At 73.7% G+C, this 20,372-nt stretch carries 16 protein-coding genes; 12 read left to right on the top strand and 4 right to left on the bottom strand.

Annotated elements, in window-relative coordinates; all coding sequences use genetic code 11:
• Nucleotides 1–122 precede the first annotated feature (122 nt).
• Nucleotides 123–1,535 (bottom strand): hydrolase, encoded by a 1,413-nt coding sequence (locus IE239_RS05210; protein WP_190148074.1) that lies wholly within the window; start codon nucleotides 1,533–1,535, stop codon nucleotides 123–125.
• A 322-nt stretch (nucleotides 1,536–1,857) separates the two neighbouring features.
• On the opposite strand from IE239_RS05210, the gene IE239_RS05215 reads away from it, so the two are divergent.
• From IE239_RS05215 to IE239_RS05230, 4 genes are all read left to right on the top strand, one after another.
• The gene (locus IE239_RS05215; protein ID WP_190148075.1) at nucleotides 1,858–3,450 is read left to right on the top strand and encodes a phage tail sheath family protein; all 1,593 of its coding nucleotides are present in this window, start codon (nucleotides 1,858–1,860) and stop codon (nucleotides 3,448–3,450) included.
• 72 nt (nucleotides 3,451–3,522) lie between these two features.
• Nucleotides 3,523–3,966 carry a phage tail protein gene (locus tag IE239_RS05220; protein WP_069774061.1) on the top strand — a complete coding sequence of 148 codons (444 nt, stop codon included), beginning with the start codon at nucleotides 3,523–3,525 and terminating at the stop codon, nucleotides 3,964–3,966.
• On the top strand, nucleotides 3,966–4,460 hold the full coding sequence (locus tag IE239_RS05225; RefSeq protein WP_190148076.1) for a hypothetical protein: 495 nt from the start codon (nucleotides 3,966–3,968) through the stop codon (nucleotides 4,458–4,460). The genes IE239_RS05220 and IE239_RS05225 overlap by 1 nt, the downstream gene beginning before the upstream one ends.
• Complete coding sequence (locus IE239_RS05230; RefSeq protein ID WP_167467653.1) at nucleotides 4,457–4,615, top strand: DUF6760 family protein; 159 nt, start codon at nucleotides 4,457–4,459, stop codon at nucleotides 4,613–4,615. Before IE239_RS05225 ends, IE239_RS05230 begins: the two co-directional genes overlap by 4 nt.
• Before the next feature lie 479 nt (nucleotides 4,616–5,094).
• On the opposite strand, the gene IE239_RS05235 is transcribed toward IE239_RS05230, so the two are convergent.
• Nucleotides 5,095–5,892: a hypothetical protein gene (locus IE239_RS05235; RefSeq protein WP_190148077.1), complete on the bottom strand. Its 798-nt coding sequence runs from the start codon at nucleotides 5,890–5,892 to the stop codon at nucleotides 5,095–5,097.
• Between the two features lie 2,263 nt (nucleotides 5,893–8,155).
• On the opposite strand from IE239_RS05235, the gene IE239_RS05240 reads away from it, so the two are divergent.
• The 8 genes from IE239_RS05240 to IE239_RS05275 all read left to right on the top strand — a co-directional run bounded on the left by IE239_RS05240 (nucleotide 8,156) and on the right by IE239_RS05275 (nucleotide 16,461).
• Complete coding sequence (locus tag IE239_RS05240; protein WP_229877813.1) at nucleotides 8,156–8,539, top strand: hypothetical protein; 384 nt, start codon at nucleotides 8,156–8,158, stop codon at nucleotides 8,537–8,539.
• Between the two features lie 155 nt (nucleotides 8,540–8,694).
• Nucleotides 8,695–9,120, top strand: coding sequence for a phage tail protein (locus IE239_RS05245; RefSeq protein ID WP_069774064.1), 426 nt, complete (start codon nucleotides 8,695–8,697; stop codon nucleotides 9,118–9,120).
• A 99-nt stretch (nucleotides 9,121–9,219) separates the two neighbouring features.
• Nucleotides 9,220–9,945: a CIS tube protein gene (locus IE239_RS05250; protein WP_190148079.1), complete on the top strand. Its 726-nt coding sequence runs from the start codon at nucleotides 9,220–9,222 to the stop codon at nucleotides 9,943–9,945.
• On the top strand, nucleotides 9,945–11,846 hold the full coding sequence (locus IE239_RS05255) for a VgrG-related protein (protein WP_190148080.1): 1,902 nt from the start codon (nucleotides 9,945–9,947) through the stop codon (nucleotides 11,844–11,846). Before IE239_RS05250 ends, IE239_RS05255 begins: the two co-directional genes overlap by 1 nt.
• Before the next feature lie 49 nt (nucleotides 11,847–11,895).
• Nucleotides 11,896–12,339: a GPW/gp25 family protein gene (locus IE239_RS05260; RefSeq protein WP_190148081.1), complete on the top strand. Its 444-nt coding sequence runs from the start codon at nucleotides 11,896–11,898 to the stop codon at nucleotides 12,337–12,339.
• Nucleotides 12,339–14,297, top strand: coding sequence for a putative baseplate assembly protein (locus IE239_RS05265; protein WP_190148082.1), 1,959 nt, complete (start codon nucleotides 12,339–12,341; stop codon nucleotides 14,295–14,297). Before IE239_RS05260 ends, IE239_RS05265 begins: the two co-directional genes overlap by 1 nt.
• A complete protein-coding gene (locus IE239_RS05270; protein ID WP_229877815.1) occupies nucleotides 14,294–14,851 on the top strand; it encodes a phage tail protein in 558 nt (185 codons plus the stop codon). The genes IE239_RS05265 and IE239_RS05270 overlap by 4 nt, the downstream gene beginning before the upstream one ends.
• The gene (locus tag IE239_RS05275; RefSeq protein ID WP_190148083.1) at nucleotides 14,848–16,461 is read left to right on the top strand and encodes an NADase-type glycan-binding domain-containing protein; all 1,614 of its coding nucleotides are present in this window, start codon (nucleotides 14,848–14,850) and stop codon (nucleotides 16,459–16,461) included. Before IE239_RS05270 ends, IE239_RS05275 begins: the two co-directional genes overlap by 4 nt.
• A gap of 392 nt (nucleotides 16,462–16,853) precedes the next feature.
• Here IE239_RS05275 and IE239_RS05280 read toward each other — a convergent pair whose 3' ends face one another.
• Nucleotides 16,854–18,251: an LCP family protein gene (locus tag IE239_RS05280; RefSeq protein ID WP_190148084.1), complete on the bottom strand. Its 1,398-nt coding sequence runs from the start codon at nucleotides 18,249–18,251 to the stop codon at nucleotides 16,854–16,856.
• 294 nt (nucleotides 18,252–18,545) lie between these two features.
• Complete coding sequence (locus IE239_RS05285) at nucleotides 18,546–20,243, bottom strand: lysyl oxidase family protein (protein ID WP_229877819.1); 1,698 nt, start codon at nucleotides 20,241–20,243, stop codon at nucleotides 18,546–18,548.
• Nucleotides 20,244–20,372: the final 129 nt, after the last annotated feature.

Consider the following 20,372-nt stretch of genomic DNA (forward strand, 5'->3'; position numbering starts at 1 on the left):
GCGGTGGTGCCGGGCGTCGGCCGGCGGGGACGGTCGGGCGACGCCGGGCGGGGACGGTCGGAAAAGAGCCGGGCACGACCGCTCGCCCCAGGGGGACGGCCGGCCGTGCCCGGTGAGCCCGCTCAGACCGTGAAGCGGACGGCCTCCAGCTGGAGCCGGTCCTGCATCGGGCTGCCGCCGTAGATCCAGTCGCCCGGCTTGGTGCATCCGTTGCCCAGCCAGCCCCGGTCCTTGATGTGCGGGTTCTGGCAGACGGAGCCCTCCTTCGTCTTGATGGTGAATCCCTCCATGACCGACACCGCCGGCTTGCTGGAGCCCATGTACATGTCGACGCCGTCGGACGCCTTCGACCACTTGTCGCCGGTCAGCCAGCCGCCGTCCACATGAGCGGCGTTGCCCGTGACGCCGCCCGTCCGGGCCGTGGCGATGTTGAGGGCCTTGATGGCCAGGCCCTTGCCGGTGGTGCCGGCGATCGCGCCGTCGCAGACCGGGTCCTGCCAGCCCTTGTCCTCCACGTACGCGCGGTAGCAGATGTGCCGCCCGTCGCTGCGCGCCGCCAGCTTGTTCACGGCGACGGCCGCGGTCTCCTTCTTGGGCGGCGCCGGCTTCTTCGACTCCTCGCCGCCGCCACCGCCACCGCCGGCGCCGCCGTCGCCCGCCTGGTTGCTCACCGGGGCCTCGGGCACCTGCGGGGCCGTCGGGGTGGGCACCAGGGGCGGTGGGGCGGGCGTGGCCGAGGGGCTGGGCGCCAGCGTGTTGACGTCCGCCTGCGCGACCTTCTCCGACGCCAGGCTGCGCACCTGCGGCTTGTAGGCCAGCCAGATCATGACGAACGCGATCGCCAGGGCCACGGTGAGGCTGAGCGCCGTGGCCAGCCAGCGCGGCAGGAACCCGCGCTGCACGAACGTGCCGTCCACCGACAGCGGCACCGCGCCCGACCGCTGCACGTTCAGCGTGTACGGCTGCTCCTCCTTCGACCCGAACCAGATGATCCGGCGGGGCCGCAGCGTGGTGTCGACGAACACCGCGCGCCCCGGCTCGATCTGGACGCTGCCCGGCTGGAGGTCGTACGAGAGCCGGTCGCCGGTGTCGCTGCCGCTCAGCGAGGCGGTGACGCGGGTGTTGCCGATGTTGTCGACGGCGAGCCGGGGCCGGCCCCGGAAGCGTCCCTTCACGGTCGGCGGCACCAGTTCGGCCCGCACCTCCGTGAACGGCGTGACCGTCAGGTTCCCCTCCGGCACGGTCACCGCGTCCGGATGTTCGGTCGGCGTGATGCGCACCGCGTAGGGGTTGGGGCCGGCCGTCGCGTCCGGCGTGCGCGGCGGCGCGAACGTCAGCTCCACCGTCCCCGTCGTCCCCGGATACAGCCGCAGCGTCGGCGGCTCCACCGTCGTCCACGGCGCGACCGCGCCCACGGGCTCGAAGCGGTACTCGTCGACCACGTCGCCGGTGTTGCGCACGCGCAGCCGCACGGTCGCCCTGCTGCCGGGATCGACGGTGACGGAAGAGGGTTCCAGGGAAGTCCACAGGCTCACGCGCCGACGCTACGGGGAGGGCGCGTCCGGCGTCAGAGGCGGAAGGGCAGGCCACCCTGCCCGCCGACCCCCGGCCGACTGCCCGGAAGTCCCCGGGAACCCCCGAAGTCCCGGGCCCCCGGTCCGGCCCCGGCCGGGGCGGGCGGGGTGGTGCGGCGGTGACAGGGGGCGCGGCCGTGCCGACGGGCGGGCGCGGCCGGCACGGGACTGCCCGCGGGGGCAGGCGAAGTGCCCCGGAGTGTGCACCGGGGGACGTTTCGGCGTACGCGCTTCGCGCGTGACGGTGAGAACGTCCTGACGCGTACCCCGAGGAGAGCACAGCATGCCGTCCTACCTGTCGCCCGGCGTATACGTCGAGGAGGTGGCCAGCGGCTCCCGCCCGATCGAGGGGGTGGGCACCTCGGTGGCGGCCTTCGTCGGGCTCGCCCCGACCGGCCCGCTCAACGAGCCGACCCTGGTGACCAACTGGACCCAGTACGTGGCGGCTTTCGGTGACTTCACCGACGGCTACTACCTCGCGCACTCCGTGTACGGGTTCTTCAACAACGGCGGCTCGGCGGCCTACGTCGTCCGCGTGGGCGGCTCGCCCGCCGGCGCCGCCGGGGACGCCAAGTCCCCCGCCGCGGTGGCCGGTCCGGGCTCCGCGCCCGCCGCGCTCCCGGCCGGCGAGCCGAAGCAGCTCGGCACCTTCACCGTGACGGCGCTGGCGTCGGGCGACAGCGGCGGCCCGCTGAGCGTCGAGGTCGCCGACGCCGAGGGCGAGGGCCCCGCCGAGCGGTTCAAGCTGATCGTCAAGGACGGCGACAAGCCCGTCGAGACCTTCGACGTGAGCGCGAAGAAGGGCAACCGCTCCTACGTCGTCACGCAGGTCAAGGAACGCTCCAGGCTGATCACCGTGGCCGAGGCCGCGCCCGCCGCGCAGCTGGCCCGGCCGGAGAACCAGACGGTCGCCCTGCCGGCCGCGCCCTCCGCCGCCCCCGCCGCGCCGACGCAGGAGAACGCCCCGGTCGGCCCCGCGCAGTACCTGGGCGACAGCTCGGACCGCACCGGCTTCGGCGGCCTGGAGGCCGTCGACGAGGTGTCCATGGTCGCCGTCCCCGACCTCATGGCCGCCTACCAGCGCGGCGCGATCGACCTGGAGTCCGTCAAGGCCGTCCAGCTCGGCCTGATCGCGCACTGCGAGCTGATGGGCGACCGCGTCGCGATCATCGACCCGCCGCCCGGCCTCAACGCGCGTCAGATCCGCGTCTGGCGCCAGGAGACGGCCGGTTACGACTCCAAGTACGCGGCGCTGTACTACCCGTGGATCAAGTCCTTCGACCCGGCGGCGGGCCAGGCCCGGCTGATCCCGCCGAGCGGCCACGTGGCCGGCGTGTGGGCCCGCAACGACTCCGAGCGCGGCGTCCACAAGGCCCCGGCCAACGAGGTCGTCCGCGGTGCGGTGGACCTGGAGATCCAGATCACGCGCGGCGAGCAGGACCTGCTCAACCCGATCGGCGTCAACTGCATCCGCGCGTTCCCCGGCCGCGGCATCCGCATCTGGGGCGCCCGCACGCTGTCCTCCGACCCGGCCTGGCGCTACCTCAACGTCCGCCGGTACTTCAACTACCTGGAGGAGTCGATCCTGATCGGCACCCAGTGGGTGGTGTTCGAGCCGAACGACCACGCCCTGTGGGCCCGGATCCGGCGCAACGTCTCGGCGTTCCTGGTGAACGAGTGGCGCTCGGGCGCGTTGTTCGGCGCCCGCCCCGAGGAGGCGTTCTACGTCAAGTGCGACGAGGAGTCCAACCCGCCGGAGTCGGTCGACCTCGGCCGGGTGGTCTGCGAGATCGGCATCGCGCCCGTGAAGCCCGCCGAGTTCGTGATCTTCCGCCTGGCCCAGTTCCAGAGCGGCAGCGGGGAGCTCGAGGAGTAGCCGAGCGGGCCGTCGCCCCCTCCCTCCGGACCCGTACCGCTCCGCAGTCAACTCCCTTAGAAGGAAAGCCAGATGAGTCTCCAGCCGGGTGACGCCCTCACTTCACACAATTTCGGCCTGCAGATCGACGGCGTGATGGTCGAGTACCTCGCCGAGGTCAGCGGCCTCAGCATCGAGCAGGACGTCATCGAGTACCAGCAGGTCTCCGCCCAGGGGAAGCCCGTCACCAAGAAGCTGCCGGGCGTGAAGAAGGCCGGCACCTGCACGGTCGTGCGCGGCATGACCCAGTCCGCGGCGTTCAACCAGTGGATCACCGAGTCGATCAACGGCGTGATGGGCACGGCCCGCAAGAACGCCACGATCATGGTCATGGACTACATGAACAACCCGGTCAAGCGGTACAACATGCGCAACGCCTGGTGCAGCAAGATCGACACCAGCACCGTCAAGGCGGGCGAGGCGTCCGCGCTGACCGAGACCGTGACGATCACGTTCGAAGAACTGGTCATCGAGTAATGCGGCGTACGGCTGTCCGGGCGGCGGCGGGCGGGGAGCCGCAGGAGGCGCTCCCGGCCACCGCCGTGCCCGAGTCCGCACCGGCCGCGGTCCCCGCCGCGGTCCCCGCACCGGCGGCGTACCGGCTGCAGACGGAGTTCCCCTTCGAACTGCCGCGCGGCTATGTCGACGAGGCGGGCACGGTCCACCGCGAGGGCGTGATGCGGCTGGCGACGGCGCGGGACGAACTGGTCCCGCTCCGCGACATCCGCGTCCAGGAGAATCCGGCGTACCTGTCGGTGGTCCTGCTCGGCCGGGTCATCACCCGGCTCGGCACGCTGCCCCTCGTCCACGACGGGATCGTGGAGAACATGTTCGCCTCGGACCTGGCGTTCCTCCAGGACTTCTACCGCCAGGTCAACGCCGAGGGGCACACCCGCGCCTCGGTGCGCTGCCCCCACTGCTCGGAGCCCTTCGAGGTGGAACTCGGCGGGAGCCGCCTGGGGGAATCGTGACGTACGCGACCGACCGGCTGCACGAGGAGATCGCGTACGTCGCCTACCACTTCCACTGGAGCCAGGACGACATCCTGGACCTGGAACACCACGACCGGCGCCGCTACGCCGACCAGATCGCTTCCCTGGTGACCCGGGGCGGGGCGGAGGGCTGAGGCATGGGGTTCCTGGAACGACTGCGCGGCGGACGCGGGGGGCGCGGGGAGCCCGCCCAAGGCGGGAAGACGGGCGGCTCGGATCTCGGTGGCGTCGGCGCGGGAGCGCCGACGCCGGCCGGCGGGCCCGTCGCCGCTGCCGGTTCCGGCACCGGTCCGGTGGGGGACGGCGGTTCGGTGGGGGACGGCGGTTCGGGGGCGCGCGTCGTCCAGGCCGCCTGGCCCTCGCTCCCGCCCATCCGGCGGACGACGGCCACAGGACCGTCGGGCGTCGCCGACGCCGGGTTCGGCGGCCGGCTGGCCACCTGGCAGAACCCCTCCTTCATGGACGTCCGCTCCCACACGGTGCTGGACGCGGCTCCCGGCGGCCTGATGAGCAGCCTGCGGGCGACTCCCGCGGCCACGGAGGCGGAGCCCGAACGGCCGGCCGCACCGCCCCGGGCGACACCGCTGCAACGCACGCCCTCGTCATCGCAGCCTCAGACGCCGACGGCTCCGGGACTGCTGCCTGCTCCGGCCCAGGGCCCGGCCCCGGACCGGCTCGGCCCCGCCGGTGCGCCCGGCCCGTCGTCGTCGTACTCGTACTCGTCCTCGTTCTCTTCGCCCTCGGCCTCGTCCTCGGCGTCGTCGAGCGCGTCCGCGCGCCCGTCCGTGGCGACGGCCCCGGCTCCTCCGGACGTCCCGGTGGTCGCCGCCCGTCCGGCGCAGACGTCCCGTCCCGCCGCCGTCTCCCCGGCGCGGGGCATCCGGGTGTCGCCCGCCGCCCCGCCTCCGGCGCGGGACCCGGCCCCGTTGACCAGGTCGACGTCCACGCCGGTCCAGCGGCGGACGCTGCCCGCCCGGGCGGCGACCGCCGCACCGTCCGCCGAGACGGGCGCGGCGCAGGCCTCGGGCCGGGCCACAGGCGCCGAGAGCGCCGGCCCGACGACCGCCGAGGAACCGGCTCCGGGCCCGCGAGCCGCCACCGCCGCGGGTTCCGACGGGTCGACGACGGCGGACGGTACGCCTCCCGCGCCCTCGGGCGTCGAAGGTCGGCCGACGGCGGTCCAGCGGGCGGCGGCACCTTCGCCGACACCCTCGCCCTCGCCCTCGCCTTCGTCCTCGCCCTCGCGTGAAGGCGCCGGGCCCACCGTCCCCGTCTCCCGGGCGGCAGACGGGTCCCCGGCCGGTTCGCGCCCGGTCGCACTCCAGCGGACGGCGGCCGACCGGCATGAGGCGGCCGCGCCCGGCAGCAACGGCAGCAACGGCACGGAAGACAGGGCCACGGGCACGGCCATGGGCCGACCGGTCGTGGCGCAGCGGGCAGTCGAGGACCGGCAGGGAGCCATGCCGGCACCGACAGCGTCTGCGGCACCAGCACCGGCAGCGCCCGGCGGTGCCCGTGCGGGAGACAGGCCTGCGGCCGCCCGCCGGTCGGTGGAGGTCCAGCGGGCGGTGAGCCGACAGGACGCCGCCGCGCCCGACGGCTCCCGCGCGGGACAGGGGCGTACGCCCGCCCACCGTCCGGTGGAGATCCAGCGGACGGCGACCCCGCGTCGATCCGCCTCGTCCGACGCCTCTCCCGCGGAACACGGCCGCCCCACAACCGGCGTTACCCGTGCGGAAGGCGGCCCGGTGTCCGCACCGCGGCCGGTCGAGCCGCGGCGAGCGGCACCCCGCGACGAAACGGCCGCGCCCAGCAACTCCCGTGCCACAGACCGACCCTCGGCGCCCGCCGCACCCTCCACGCCTGCCCCACCGCCGGTCCCGCTCCAGCGAGCGGTGACCCGGCACGCGGCGGACGTCACCGACGCCGGCCCGGCGCCGCTGAAGCGGGCGGTGCCGGGTGCGGGCCGCGACGCCGGCACGGCTTCCGCTTCCTCCGCTTCCTCGGCGGTGAGCGGTGTCGCGCCCGTCGTCGGCCCCACCTCCGCCCCTCCTGTCCCGGCGATCCCTGAGGTCTCCCGAGGAACAGCGCGGCCTCCCGCGGTCTCCGCCGGTCGGGGCGCGGCGACGGTTCCGTCCGCCGGCGCTCACTCCGTCCAACGCGCGGTCGCGGGGCATGCGGTGCCGCCGTCCCCGAGCGGCGCTCCCGGCCCCTCCTCTCCCTCCGCGCCCCGGCCGTCCGCCGTGTCCCGTTCCTCCGCCGTGCCCGCCCCGCGCTCCGACGGGGCCGTGCCGCCTGCCCCGGTGAGCGGACGGGCCGCTCCCGCCTTCGGTCCCGCCCCCGTGCCCTCCGGGTCCCGCACCGGGTCGTCGGCCGACCGCGATTCCGGACCCGTTTCCGGCGCGGCCCCTCTTCACGGCTCCCTCGCCTCGCCCTCGCCCGCGTCCCCTTCCTCACCCTCGCCCTCGCCCTCTTCCGCTGCTTCCTCTCCCGCCGCCCCGCCCTCGGGCGGCAGCGGGCCTGCGACGCCCCTGGGCGTCCAGCGAGTGGCGACTCCGTCCGGCGCGGTCCCCGGGTCGCCGTCGGGCGAACCGGCCGGGACCCGGCCCCCTGCGACGGGCAACCCGGTTCCGCCGCCTGCCGGTTCGGCTCTCCCGCCCTCCTTCGCACGCCCCGCCGCCGGCCCGCCGCAGACCTCCGTCGGTTCCACGGCCGCGTCCGCGACCCCCGGGCCGACCGTTCAGCGGACCCCGGCCGGCCCCACCCCGCCCCGACGTCGGGCGGGCCTCGGCGCCCCGACGAACGTCCCCGCACCGGTCCCGCCGACGACGCCTGTCGCCACCGGCCCGGTGCCCGCGACGCCCCCCGGCCTCAAGGCCCCCACCGCCCCCTCCGCCCCCTCCTCCCCCTCATCTTTCGACACCCCCCGTGCACGACCGGAGACGGCCCAGCGCTCGTCCACCCCTCTCGGCGTCCCCGTGCAGCGCGGCGTCGCGCCGACGCCCGCCGCGCGGCCCGCCGCCTCCGTCCCCGCACGCCCCCTGCTGGGCGCCCCGCTCTCCGGCCGCCCCGCCGACACCCGGCCGCTCGAGACACCGGGCGGCGTTCCCGTCACGCCTCAGAGCGCTCCACGTACGACGACGACCGGTCCCGCGCCGACGGCCCCGGTGGTGCAGCGCACCGCCGCGACGCCCCGCCTTCCACAACCCCCGCGCCCTCCAACGCCGTTCGCTTCCGCCCCCATAGCCCCCGTGGCCCCCCTGCCCTCCATGGCCCCGGCGGCCCCGGCGGCCCCCCTCGGCGTCCAGCCACTCCACCAGCCGTCACCCGGCGGGATGCCGTCAGCCCCTGCCTCGGCCCCCATCGGCGGGCTCCTCCCCCACCGAGCGGGCCCCGCGCCGACGGCCGTCCGCCCGTCGGCGGCCACGTCCGCGCTCCCGGTGCAGCGCCGCACGGTCCCGGCCGCGCCGCCGGTCCCCGTCCAGCTGCGCCGCACCGCACCCGGCAGCCCCTCGCGCCACCCCGTCGCCCGCCCGTATCCCACCCCCGCACCCCCTCCCACGTCATCCGCGCCCGCGCCCACGCCCGCCTCCACGGCCCCGGCAGCCCCCGCGCGCCCCGTCGTGCAGCGCAGCGCGTCGCCCGCGCCGGCATCCCTCCCCATGCCCACGCCCATGCCCATGCCCATGCCCACGCCGCTGCCCCTCCCGGCGCCCACCGCCGCCCCCCTCGCCGTCCAGCGCACCGCCCCCGCGCCGGCCCTGCCCAAGTCGCCGCACCCGCCGTCCGGCGAGACCAGGCACGCCTCCTCGACGTCGGCGTCGACGTCGACGTCGGCGTCGGCGTCGGCGTCGGCGTCACCGACCTCCGCGGCGGAGCGTGAGGCGTCGGGTCAGGCGCAGCCGGAAGCACGGCCCGGGTTCGATCCACGGGCCCTCACCGACTTCCAGCTCGACGAGCTGACGCACCGTCTGACCGGACGCATCACCCGCCTGCTGCGCACCGAACTGCGGCTCGACCGCGAGCGGATCGGCAGGCTCCGCGACCCCCGCCGCTGACCCCGCCGCCACCGACCCCAGCCGATGCCCACCCGCCACTGACCCGCCCCTCCCGACCAGGACGCCCACCCGACCACGACGCCCGCCCGACAAGCCCGCGCCTCCCCTCCCCGCCCCTCCCCGACGCCCCCTTCTCCCGGAAAGGCCAGGCCCCGATGCCCTCCGATCTCGACCCGGGCTCCACCGTCTTCTTCACCCTGACCATCGACGGCGAGAGCCTCGGCTTCTTCAACGGGTGCGAGGGTCTCTCGTCCCAGGTGGAGATCGAGCACCGTCAGGAGGGCGGCAACAACGGGTTCGTCTGGCAGCTGCCCTCGCGGGTGACGTTCTCCACGATCCGGCTGACCCGGCCCCTCACCCCGGACACCACCAAGGTCGCCAAGTGGATCTCCTCGGTCACCACCGGGGTGACCCGCCCGACCGCCCAGATCGCGGCACTGCGCGCGGACGGCTCGGAGGTCGCCCGCTGGGGCCTGATCGACGTGCTTCCGGTCAGCTGGCAGGGCCCGTCGCTGAACCCGGACAGCCCGGGCGTGGCCACGGAGGTTCTGGAGATCACCCACCACGGCTTCACCGACTAGCGGGGCACGCAGAGCAGGCAGCACAGGCAGCACAAGCAGCGCAGGCACAGCAGGCAGCGCAAGCACAGCAGGCAGAACACCCAACAGGACGAGGACGTCATGGCCAAGGGAAGCAAAGGCGGCGCCGGCAAGAGCCTGGTCCGTGCCACCCTCGCGATCCACGAACCGCCGGTCGGCACCAGCACCACCCCCGGCGGACTGATCAGGTCCTTCGGGTTCGACTTCAACCCGGCGCAACTGCAGCTGGGCCGCCGGGCCCAGTGGAAGGTCACCCCCACCGCGGCGGTCCGGGACGGCTCCGTGCCGGAGTTCATGGGCCCCGAGCCGCGCGAGATGACCGTCGAGATCTTCCTCGACACCTCCGACCAGCCCGGCAGCAACACCGTGCTGAAGAAGGTGGAGTCGCTGCTGGAGTGCTGCGAGGTCACCACCAAGAGCATCGCCGCCAAGCAGCCCTCCCCGCCCTGGGTGGTGTTCCAGTGGGGTTCGTTCTCCACGGCCCGCTTCACCGCCTACGTCAGCAGCATCGACGTCACGTACTCGCTGTTCGGCACGACCGGCGTCCCGATCCGCGCCACCTGCCAGGTGCGCCTGCACGAGATCCCCAGCAAGACGAAGGGCCAGAACCCGACCTCGGGCGCGCTCACCGCACAGCGGGTGCACCGGGTCGTCGCCGGCGACTCGTTGCAGTCCCTGGCCTGGCGCGAGTACGGCGACGCCGCCGCGTGGCGGTCCATCGCGGAGGCCAACGGCATCGACGACCCGTCCCGGCTGCCCAACGGCGTCGAGCTCGTGCTGCCCGCCGTCGAGGAGGTGCGCTACTAGTGGTCCAGGCCGCGTTCTCCAGCGTCATCCAGGTGACCCTCGGCGACAGCCCCCTCCCCGTCGACATCGCGCCACTCCTCGTCGAGGGCTGGGTCGACCAGGGTCTCGGCGTGCCGGCCGCGTTCCGGCTCACCTTCCGCGACCCCGCACGTCTCGTCCTGGGCAAGCTGAAGGTCAAGTTCGGCACCCCCGTCGTGCTCACCCCGATCGCCGACGGCAAGGGCGCCTCCGACCCGCTCTTCACCGGCGAGGTGTGCGGTCTGGAGGCCGACTACGACGGCATCGGCACCTTCACCGTCATCCGCGGCTACGACTTCGGCCACCGGCTGATGCGCCAGCGCCGCGTCGCCGCCTACCGCAACCAGAGCGCCTCCGACATCGTCCGCAAGCTGGCCGCGCAGGACGGCGTCCCGACCGGGAAGATCCAGTCGACCAAGACGGTCTACGAGTTCATCAGCCAGGCCAACGTCACCGACTGGGACTTCCTCGCCCGGCTCGCCGACGAGAACGAGATGGTCATGTCGGTGGACGCGAAGGGGAAGCTCCAGTTCGTCAGGCCCGAGCCGGCGTCCGGCGCCCCGCCCACCTCCACGCCCGGCGACAAGAGCCCCTTCGTCCTCGAGGCGGGCAACGACATCCTGCGTCTGCGCGCCGCCGTCACCGCCGCCGAGCAGGTCGCCACGGTCGAGGCGCGCGGCTGGGACGTGACGACGAAGAAGAAGCTCACCGCCACCTCGCCCGCGAAGACCAACCCGGGCATCAGCATCGGGACGACGCCCGGTGAGGCCGCCGCCAAGTTCAAGCCGGCCAAGCTGGTCGACGCGCAGACGCCGTACGACCGGCAGTCGGAGGTGAAGTTCGCCGCCGAGGCCCTCGCCGACGACGTCACCGGCTCCTTCGCCGAGCTCGAGATCGTCGCGTACGGCGCCCCGGAACTGCGCCCCGGACTGCCCGTCACCCTCGCCGACGTCGGCGCCCCCTTCGAGGGCAAGTACACCGCCACCTCCGTACGGCACGTCTTCGGCGACGGCAGGCACTACGAGGTCTGGGTCACCGTCAGCGGACGGCAGTGGCGCTCCCTGTACGGGCTCGCCTCCGGCGGCGGGGGCGTCCAGAACGGCCTGAACCTGCCCGGCACCGCCAACGCCCTGGTCACCGACGTGGGAGACCCGCTCAAGCAGGGACGCGTCAAGCTCCAGTTCCCCTGGCTCGACGACGCCTACGTCAGCGACTGGACGCGCGTGGTGCAGTGGGGCGGCAAGCGCGGCGGCTCGATCTTCCCGCTCGACGTCGGCGACGAGGTGCTGGTCGGCTTCGACCGGGGCGCCCTGGACCACCCGTACGTCATCGGCGGCCTCTACAACGGCAGGGACAAGCCCACCCCCGTCAAGGACGTCCCCCTGCACGACGGCGCCCGGCAGCGCGCCTCCCGGCACACCCTGTCCGACCGCGAGGGCAACCGGCTGGACCTGCTCAGCCAGCGCACCGGCGGCAAGCGGGGCGTACGGCTCACCAGCGGCGACGACAAACTCGTCATCAACCTGGACCGGGCGCAGACCGAGATCACCGTGGACAGCAAGGGCACCGTCAGCATCACGGGCAGCCGCTCGGTGTCCGTCAAGGCGGGCACCGACCTCACCCTCAGCGCGGGCCGCAACATCGCCATCAGGAGCGGCGGCTCCCTCACCCTGCGGGGCAGCCTGGTCAACATCAGGTCGATGACGGGCATGGTGTCGGTGGACGCGGCGGGCCTGCTCAACCTCAAGGCGGGCGGCGCCGCCACTCTCAGCGCGGGCGCCGCTCTCCAGATCAACTCGACCGCCAACGTGGGCATCCGGGCCGCGACCCTCACGCTCCAGGGCGTGGTCATGGTCAACGCCAAGCCGTACCCGCTGCCGTGACGGGCAGTCCGCACGCCGTGAGAACCAGGAGAAGGCAGGTGGCCCTCTGATGGCCGAGCAATTCGTCGGATCGGGCTGGGCGTTCCCGCTCCGCATCGGCCCCACCGGGGGCATCGCCCTGGTCAGCGGGGAGCGTGAGATCGAGGAGGCGATCCGGCTGATCCTCGCCACCGCGCCGGGCGAACGCCCCATGCGCCCCGAGTACGGCTGCGCCATCCACGACCTGGTCTTCGCCCCGGTCAACGAGGCGACGGCCGGGCGCATCCAGCACGAGGTGTACACCAGCCTGGACCGCTGGGAGCCGCGCATCGAGGTCAACGACGTCGAGGTCACCGCCGGCGCCGAACAGGGCGTGCTGTTCATCGACGTCCGCTACTCCATCCGCGGCACCAACAACCCGCGCTCTCTCGTCTTCCCGTTCTACGTCATTCCGTCCCACGACGAGCCGGGCGACCCCGGCTCCTCCGGTACGGCCTCCGAAAGCGACCGCTGATGGCCCTGCCCTCCCCCAATCTGGACGACCGCCGCTTCCAGCAGTTCGTCGACGACGCCAAGCGCTACATCCAGCAGCGCGCGCCGGAGTGGACCGACCACAACGTCTCCGACCCGGGCGTGACCCTCGTCGAGACGGTCGCCCACATGGCCGACCAGATCGTCTACCGACTCAACCGCGTCCCCGAGAAGAACCATCTCGCCTTCCTCGACCTGGTCGGCATCCGGCTCTTCCCGCCGTCCGCCGCCCGCACGGAGGTGACGTTCTGGCTGTCGGCGCCCCAGGAGGAGCCGGTGCTCCTGCCGGTGGGCACGGAGGTGGCGACGGTCCGCACCGAGAGCGAGGACGCGGTCGTCTTCGCCACGGAACGCGAACTCGTCGTCGTGCCGTGCCAGTTGAACCGTCTGGTCGTGCAGCACCAGGGCGAGCCGGTCGCCGACCGGACCGCCGACCTCGCCGAGGGCAAGGACCTGCTGTGCTTCGCCGAGGCGCCGCGCCCCGGCGACTGCATGCTGTTCGGGCTGAGCGCGGCCGTCCCGCACTGCGCGGTGGTCCTGGAGCTGGACAGCCGCGTCGACGGCGTCGGCGTCGACCCCCGCCAGCCCCCGCTGCTCTGGGAGGCCTGGACCGAGGACGGCTGGCAGGAGTGCGAGGTCGACCGCGACGGCACCGGCGGCCTCAACCGCCCCGGCGAAGTCGTCCTGCACGTCCCCGGCGGCCATGTGCTGTCCCGCTCCGGCGGCCAGGAGGCGGGCTGGCTGCGCTGCCGCGTCACCGAGCCCCTCACCGGCCAGCCCTTCTACACCACGTCGCCGACCGTGCGCTCCGCGGAGGTCTTCACGGTCGGCGGAACCGCCCCGGCCGTGCACGCCGAGACCGTCCACGACGAGGCGCTCGGCGAGTCCACGGGGCTGCCCGGCCAGCGCCTCGCCCTCGTCCACGCCCCCGTGGTCGGCGACGACCCGCCCCTGCTCCTGCAGACCGCCGAGCACGAGGGCTGGACGGACTGGCAGGTCGTCCCGCACTTCGCCGCCTCCGGCCCCAAGGACCGCCACATCACCCTGGACGCGGCCACCGGCGAGATCGCCTTCGGCCCGTCCGTGCGCGAACCCGACGGCCGCCTGCGCCAGTACGGCGCGGTCGCCCCCAAGGGCTCGGTCATCCGCGCCCGCCGCTACCGCACCGGCGGCGGCCGCGCGGGCAACGTGGCCCGGGGCGCGGTCCAGGTGCTGCGCACGTCCGTCCCCTACGTGTCGGAGGTCGTCAACCGCGAGGCCGCGCGCGGCGGGGTCGACGGCGAGACGGTCGAGGAGGCGAAACTCCGCGCGCCGATCACGCTGCGCGCCCAGGAGCGGGCGGTGACCCTGCGCGACTACGAGGAGCTGGCCCGGCGCGCCGCCCCCGAGACCGCCCGCATCACCTGTCTGGAGGGCGAGCCCGACGAACACGGCTCGTACGCGGTGCGGGTCCTGGTCGTCCCGCAGGCGGTGCCCGACCCCGGCGGCCGGCTGCGCTTCGAGCAACTCGTCCCCGGCGACACCCTGTTGGACCGCATCACCCGCCATCTCGACGAACGCCGCCTGATCGGCACCCGGCTGGCGGTCGGCCCGCCCTTCTACCAGGGCGTGACGGTGGTGGCGACGGTGCACGCCTTCCGGGGCGTCGACACCGACCGTGTGCGCCGCCAGGCCCACGACGCGCTCTACCGCCACCTGGACCCGCTGACCGGCGGCGCGGACGGCAAGGGCTGGCCGTTCGGCCGCCCCGTGCAGTCCGGCGAGGTCTTCGCGGTGCTTCAGCGCGTCCCGGGCGTGGAACTGGTCGACCAGGTCACCCTTCACCCCGCCGACCCCCTGACGGGCAAACGCGGCGAGGCGACCGACCGCATCGACCTGGCCGCCCCGGCGCTCGTCTTCTCCTACGACCACCGCGTCCGCGTGATCGGGGACGGCGCGTGAGGGGCTCGGTCGACGGACTCCGCTCGTCCACCCCGATCGGCGCGATGCTGCCGGCGGTCTTCGCGGACGACGACCTCGCGCAGCGCTTCGTCGAGGGTCTGGACGAGGTCATGGCCCCCATCCTCAACGCGCTGGACTGCCTGCCCGCCTACTTCGACCCGGCCCTCGCCCCGATCGACTTCACCCGCTGGCTGACCGGCTGGGTCGGCGCGGAGACCGACGGCACGGAGCCGGAGGCCAGACTGCGGGCCGCGGTCGCGGCGGCGGCGTACCTGCACCGGGTGCGCGGCACGCGCCTCGGCCTGTCGGAGGCCGTCCGCCTGGCGTTCGGCGTGGAACCGGAGATCTCGGAGAGCGGCGGGTCCGCGTGGAGCGCCCGCCCGCTCGGCCCGTTCCCCGGCGAACGGCGTCCGCATCTGCACGTCACGCTCCGCCTGCCCGACCCCGGCCCGGCGGACGAACACCGCCTGGACGCCCTCGTGGCCGCCGCCCGCCCCGCCCACATGCCGTACTCGGTCAAGGTGACCGCAGCCGAAAGGACCCCGGAGAGATGACCACCCAGAACTGCGCGGAGTGCGGAACGCGGGCCGAGCCCGGCCAGTCGTTCTGCGACGCGTGCGGGGCCGTGCTCGGCTGGACCGAACGGACCCCGGCCCGCGCCGGAGCCGCTCCCGGAGCCGGCGCAGGGACCGGGACCGGCACGGCGGGCACGGCAGGCGGCGCGCGCACGACGCCCGGCGGCGACCCGGGCACGGCGACCGGCCCGGCCGGCGGCGGAGCCGGGCGCCGGTCCGGGGAATCCGCGCACGAGCCGTCCCCGTCCCGGGCGGGGGCGGACGCCACGACGACGGACGCCCGTCCCGCCCCCGCCGACAGCCGTCCCGACGACCGGCAGCGCCCCGCCGACCGCCACACCGCCGGCGACACCGACGACGGAGCCGGGGAGGACCACGGCCGCAACGGCGACCACGGCGACCACGGCGACCACGGCGACCACGAGGACAACGAGGACAACGAGGACACCGCGGAGAACCCTCTCCCGCCCGCCCCGCCGGAGGACGGCACGGCGACCGCGGCGGACGGCACACCGCCCCCCGGCCCCGCCGCCGCTCCCTCCTCGGCCCCCACCCCCGCCTCCCCCGCCTCCCCGTCCAGCGCGTCCACCCCCGCGCCCGACGCGACCGCGCCCACCGTGCCGGTCCCGGCGGCGACGCCCGCGGCCCCCGCGCAATCCGGCGGCCCCGCGCCCGCACCCGTCCTCGGCGACACGATGGCCGCACGGGCCCGCTCCCTGCTCGTCCCCGTCACCGACGCGGAGCCGCGCCCCGCCGCGCCCCCGTCCGTCGCGCCCGTCCTGCCGGGCAGGCCCGTCGCGGACCGTCCGCAGGTCCGCGCCCCCGGTCCGGTCCTGGGCGAGACGCACGGCGTGGCCTGCCCCTGGTGCGCCACGCCCAACAACCCCGACCGGCACTTCTGTGTGCGCTGCGCGATGCCGATGACCCTGGAGGACCGCTCCTCGGTCCGCCTCCCCTGGTGGCGCCGCCTGTTCAACCGCAACGGCGAGACCCCCTGGGCCGGCGACCGCCCGCGTCTGCGCCGTACGTTCGACCGCATCGTCACCTGGGTGCTGGCGGCCGTCGTCCTCACCCTTCTGATCGTCGCCGGGGTGAACACGCCCGACGCCGTCCAGGCCACCCGCGACCACTTCTCCAAGCGCGCCCCGGTCGCGCCGGACTCGGTCGCCGCGTCGCGCTCCTACCCCGGGCACAAGCCGGAGCTGGCCTTCGACAAGATCAGCAACAGCTGGTGGGGACCGGGCGTCTCGCAGTCGGGCGAGGGGGAGTGGATCGAGGCCCGCTTCGACGAGCCCACCCGCCTGCTGGACGTGATCATCACCTCGGGCACCTCCACCCGCGCCGACCAGCTCAGCGAATCCGCGCTCCCGCACCGCATCAAGGCGACGATCACCCTCAAGGACGGCAGAACGACGACCCGCGACGTCGTCCTCGACCAGAGCGCGGGCGGCCAGCGGCGCGCCTTCCGCGTCGGCGAGGTGACGAAGGTCCGCTTCACGATCGAGTCCTCGTATGCGGCCTCCGGGAGCAAGCAGGTGTCCATAGCCGAGATCGAGTTCTTCGGACGCTCCAGCGCCAACGCGTCCTGACGGCCGTCGAGGCGGCGGGCGGCAGAAGGGGGAGCGCCCCCTCCTGCCGCCCGCGCCCCTCGGGGCCGGGGCGGGAACACGAACAGGAGCCGGAACACGAGCGCGAACGGGCACGGGCACGGGCACGGGTCCCCGGACGGGGGAGACGAAGAGCCGGGGGAGAGGAACGAGGGGGAAACGAACGAGTCCCACCCCGTCTGACACGGGATGGGACTCGTTCTTCACAGAGCGCCGGGCAGGCCTTGCACCTGCATTTCCCCGCGGGAAGCGAGGCGTCTTTCCTTGGACCACCGACGCAGAGGTCGTTCACCGTTTTTCTTTCCGGTGACCGGCTCAAGATCAAGCTTACCCCATCTCCGGGGCGTTCTTGACCAGGAACGACCGCTGGGCGATCAGGCGACGTCCTCGACCTTCAACTCCGGTCCGACGACCAGGGTGACCGCACCCGCAGCGGCCGAACCGTCCGCGGTGGCCCGCAGGCCGGGAAGCCGGGAGGCGAGGACGGCGGCCTTGCCGTCGAGGCCCGCGGGATAGGTGACGGACGTTCTGGCGACCGTGCCGCCGGGCGCGTTGCCCGTGCCGACGACGCTGTAGCCGGCCTCCCTCAGCCTCTCGGCGACCGCCGCCGCGCGTCCGGGCACGCCGGTGCCGTTGAGGACCCGGACCCGCACGGACGAGGCGTACACGACGTTCTTCCTCGACGCGTCCAGTTGCGCCTTGGTGGTCTCCCTGTCCTTGGCCAGGGAGGTGAACAGGTCGGCGGCCTGCGGGTACTGCCAGACGACGTTGGCCTTGTCGGTGGGCTGGTCGGCCACCCGACCGTAGTTGGGGACGGTGAGGAAGCCCAGGCGGTCGCTCGGGATCCCCTTGAGCTCGTCGGCGAGCCCGTACAGCGGCTGGATGCCCGCGAGGTCCGGGTCGGTCGTCAGGGACTTGGTGATGGACTGCAGGAAGCCGTACATCGCGTCCGGACTGCCGAGCTTGGACTTGGCCTTCCTGGCCAGCGCGTCCATGAACTCCTGCTGGCGGCCGATGCGGCCTATGTCGGAGCCGTCGCCCACGCTGTAGCGGGTGCGGACGTATCCGAGCGCCTTCTCGCCCTTGACGGTCTGGCAGCCCGCCTCCAGGTCCAGGTGGGCCTTCTTGTCGTGGATGGCGTCCTTCGGGCAGACCTCGATGCCCTCCAGCGCGTCGACCATGCCCTTGAACCCGGAGAAGTCGACCGTCATGAAGTGGTCGATGCGCAGCCCGGTGTTGGACTCGACGGTCCTGATGGTGCAGGCGGCGGCCTCGGCGACCTTGCCGTTGCTGCCGCCGATCGCGAACGCCTCGTTGATCTTGAAGTGGTGCGGCGAGGACGAACTGCCGTCGCCCTTCTGGCAGCCGGGTATCTCCACCCAGGAGTCACGCGGGAAGGACACCACCGAGGCCCACTTACGGTCGGCCGGTATGTGCAGCACCATCAGCGTGTCCGACTGCATGGTGGTCAGGTCCTTGCCGTACTTGGCGTTCGCGCCCGCGCGGGTGTCGGAACCGACGATCATGATGTTCTTCGAGCCGGGGCTGAGGTTCACCGGCCGGTCGTCGCCCAGCTTGTCGTCCACGTCGGCGGACTTGATGTTGTTGTTGAGGTCGTAGTAGATCCACGCACCGGCCCCGCCGGCCCCTAGGAGGACGAGGCTGGTCACGCCCGCACCCCACGCGACGACCCGCCCGCGCCGGGTGAGCCGCGTCCCGCCGCTCCGCGAGCCGGCCGCCCGGCCGCCGCTCCCCTGCCAGGCGGCCTCCACCGAAGTACGCCCACGCCTTCTCGATCCGCCCACGGGCGCTCGCCCCCTCCGCTTCGGCCGTCTCACCCCGTACACCGTGCTCGGGTCGTCGGCATCGGTCGCCGTGGTGACCGCCGAACGCCGGAACCCTACATGCGAGAGGGAATACGTCCGGGAAGCACCGGCGACTCACAAGACCCACGGAGCCGGGCAGCGGTTGCCCCGAGCCCGGCGATGTGACAGACGTCCCGTCACATCGCCGGACCGGCATCAGAGCTCCGGAGCACCGGACTTGGGTCCGGCAGCGTGGTTCGGTTACGGCGCGTCGATCAGGTCCACCGGCGGGACGGACACCGTGCGGGCGCCCTTCGTGCCGCCCAGGACGACCTTGCGCAGGGAGACGTTGTTCTTGGTGTTCGTCTCCTGGAGACGGTGCGCCGGGTTGGCGACGACCTGGATGTAGTACGTGCCGTTGGGCAGGTCCGTGACGTCGAAGGACTGGCCGGGACGGTACTGGGTGTACGTGTCACCGGAGCCGACGTCGAGGACCTCGCGCACGGAGATGGAGTTCTGCTCACCGCACGCGGTCGACAGATCGGTGTTGTAAGGGTGCCAGTTGGCGTTCTTCACCGTGTAGTCGACGGCGTCGGTGTTGGCCAGGCAGAACGCCTCCTTGCCGCTCTTGACGATGTCCTTCTTGTCCGCGGACAGCAGGTGGTAACTGGCGAAGTCCGTGAAGTGCCAGTGCTCGTGTCCGACGCGCGGGTCCCACTCCATGGTGCCGGCGGGCGTGTAGCCGATCTGCTTGCCGGCCGCGTCGTAGAAGTACTGGTACGAGTCCATCAGGTCCGCGCCCGGCTTGCGGAAGCCGTCCACGACGAGCGGCGCGGGACCGGCGTTCCAGACGTTGGCGCTGAAGGCCAGGTAGTCCTTGCCCGGCGCGTCGCCGTCCTCGCCGTCGGTGACCGCGATGTCCCAGGCCGGCAGCGACCGCAGGTCCGGCTTGGGCACGTTGGCCGGGACCCCGGCCCGCCCGGCGGGACGCTGGGCGGCGGCCTTCAGCGCAGGAGCGATGCGGGAGCCGTCGGTGTGACCGGCGCCGTCGCCGAGGTGGTGGGCGAGACCGCGGGCCTCCAGGGCGTGGGACAGCGCGGGGGGCGTGGGCGCGTCGGCGCCGCGCGGCCCGTAGTGGTGGCCGCCGTGGCCCCCCGCGGCGCCCATGGCGCCGGAGTGTCCGGAGTGAGCGCTGTGGGCGGAGGAGTCCGACGAACGCAGTCCGACGCCGCCCTCACCGCCGTCGGTCTGCTGGCGGACCGTCACCTTGATGGTCGGCCGGTCGTTCGGGATGCCGAACATGTCGCGGTACTTCTTCGCGATCGAGACCGTGGCGGTGTACTCGCCGGCGGGCAGGTCCAGCTGCCGGTCGTAGTCGACCGCGGTGGTGTTGGCCGCCCAGCCCTTCTCGACGCCCCAGACCGAGCCGAGCGTGAACGGGTTGGTGGGGCAGCTCTCCGGGTAGTGCGAGGTGGCCGGGGCGTCCGGACGCAGCCGTCCGGCGGCGTTGTTCGGGCAGAACGCCCCCGTCGTCCGCTGCACCTCGGCCCCGGAGGCGTTCTTGACGGACACCTCCAGGAAGCCGGGCAGTCCGCGGAAGTCCTCGAGGGTCCCCGCGGGCAGCGTCTTCGTCGTCACCTTGGACCCGTTGCGCAGGATCTGCTGGGCGACTATCCGGTCCTTGTACGACTTGCGCGTCACCTTGAACTCGAGCGGCGCGTTGTCGACGGCGACGTACGTGCCGAGGTCGAAGTCGAGGTAGAACCCGCCCTCGTAGTCGACCCGGTCGAGGATCACGGACTTCGAGGCGGCGATCAGTTTGAGCTGCGGCTTGCCCGGCGTGCTCCCGGTCGCCGCGCCGGCGCCGGGAGCGGCCCCGGCGACGGCGACGACGGTGAGCGCGGCCCCCGCGGCGAACGCCGCACGCTGAAGGCCCTTGCGATGGTGCTGTCTGGTCATCGGTTCCTCGTCTGCGAGTGCCATGGTCGGTGGCATCGGACTGAACAGCCCACACCCCGACCGCCTTGCAGACGCACCCCACGCGCCGAGCCGGACCTGTGAGCAACCTGTGAGAGCCCCAAAAGGCCT

The organism is Streptomyces humidus, assembly GCF_014649655.1.
GTDB classification, from domain to species: domain Bacteria; phylum Actinomycetota; class Actinomycetes; order Streptomycetales; family Streptomycetaceae; genus Streptomyces; species Streptomyces humidus.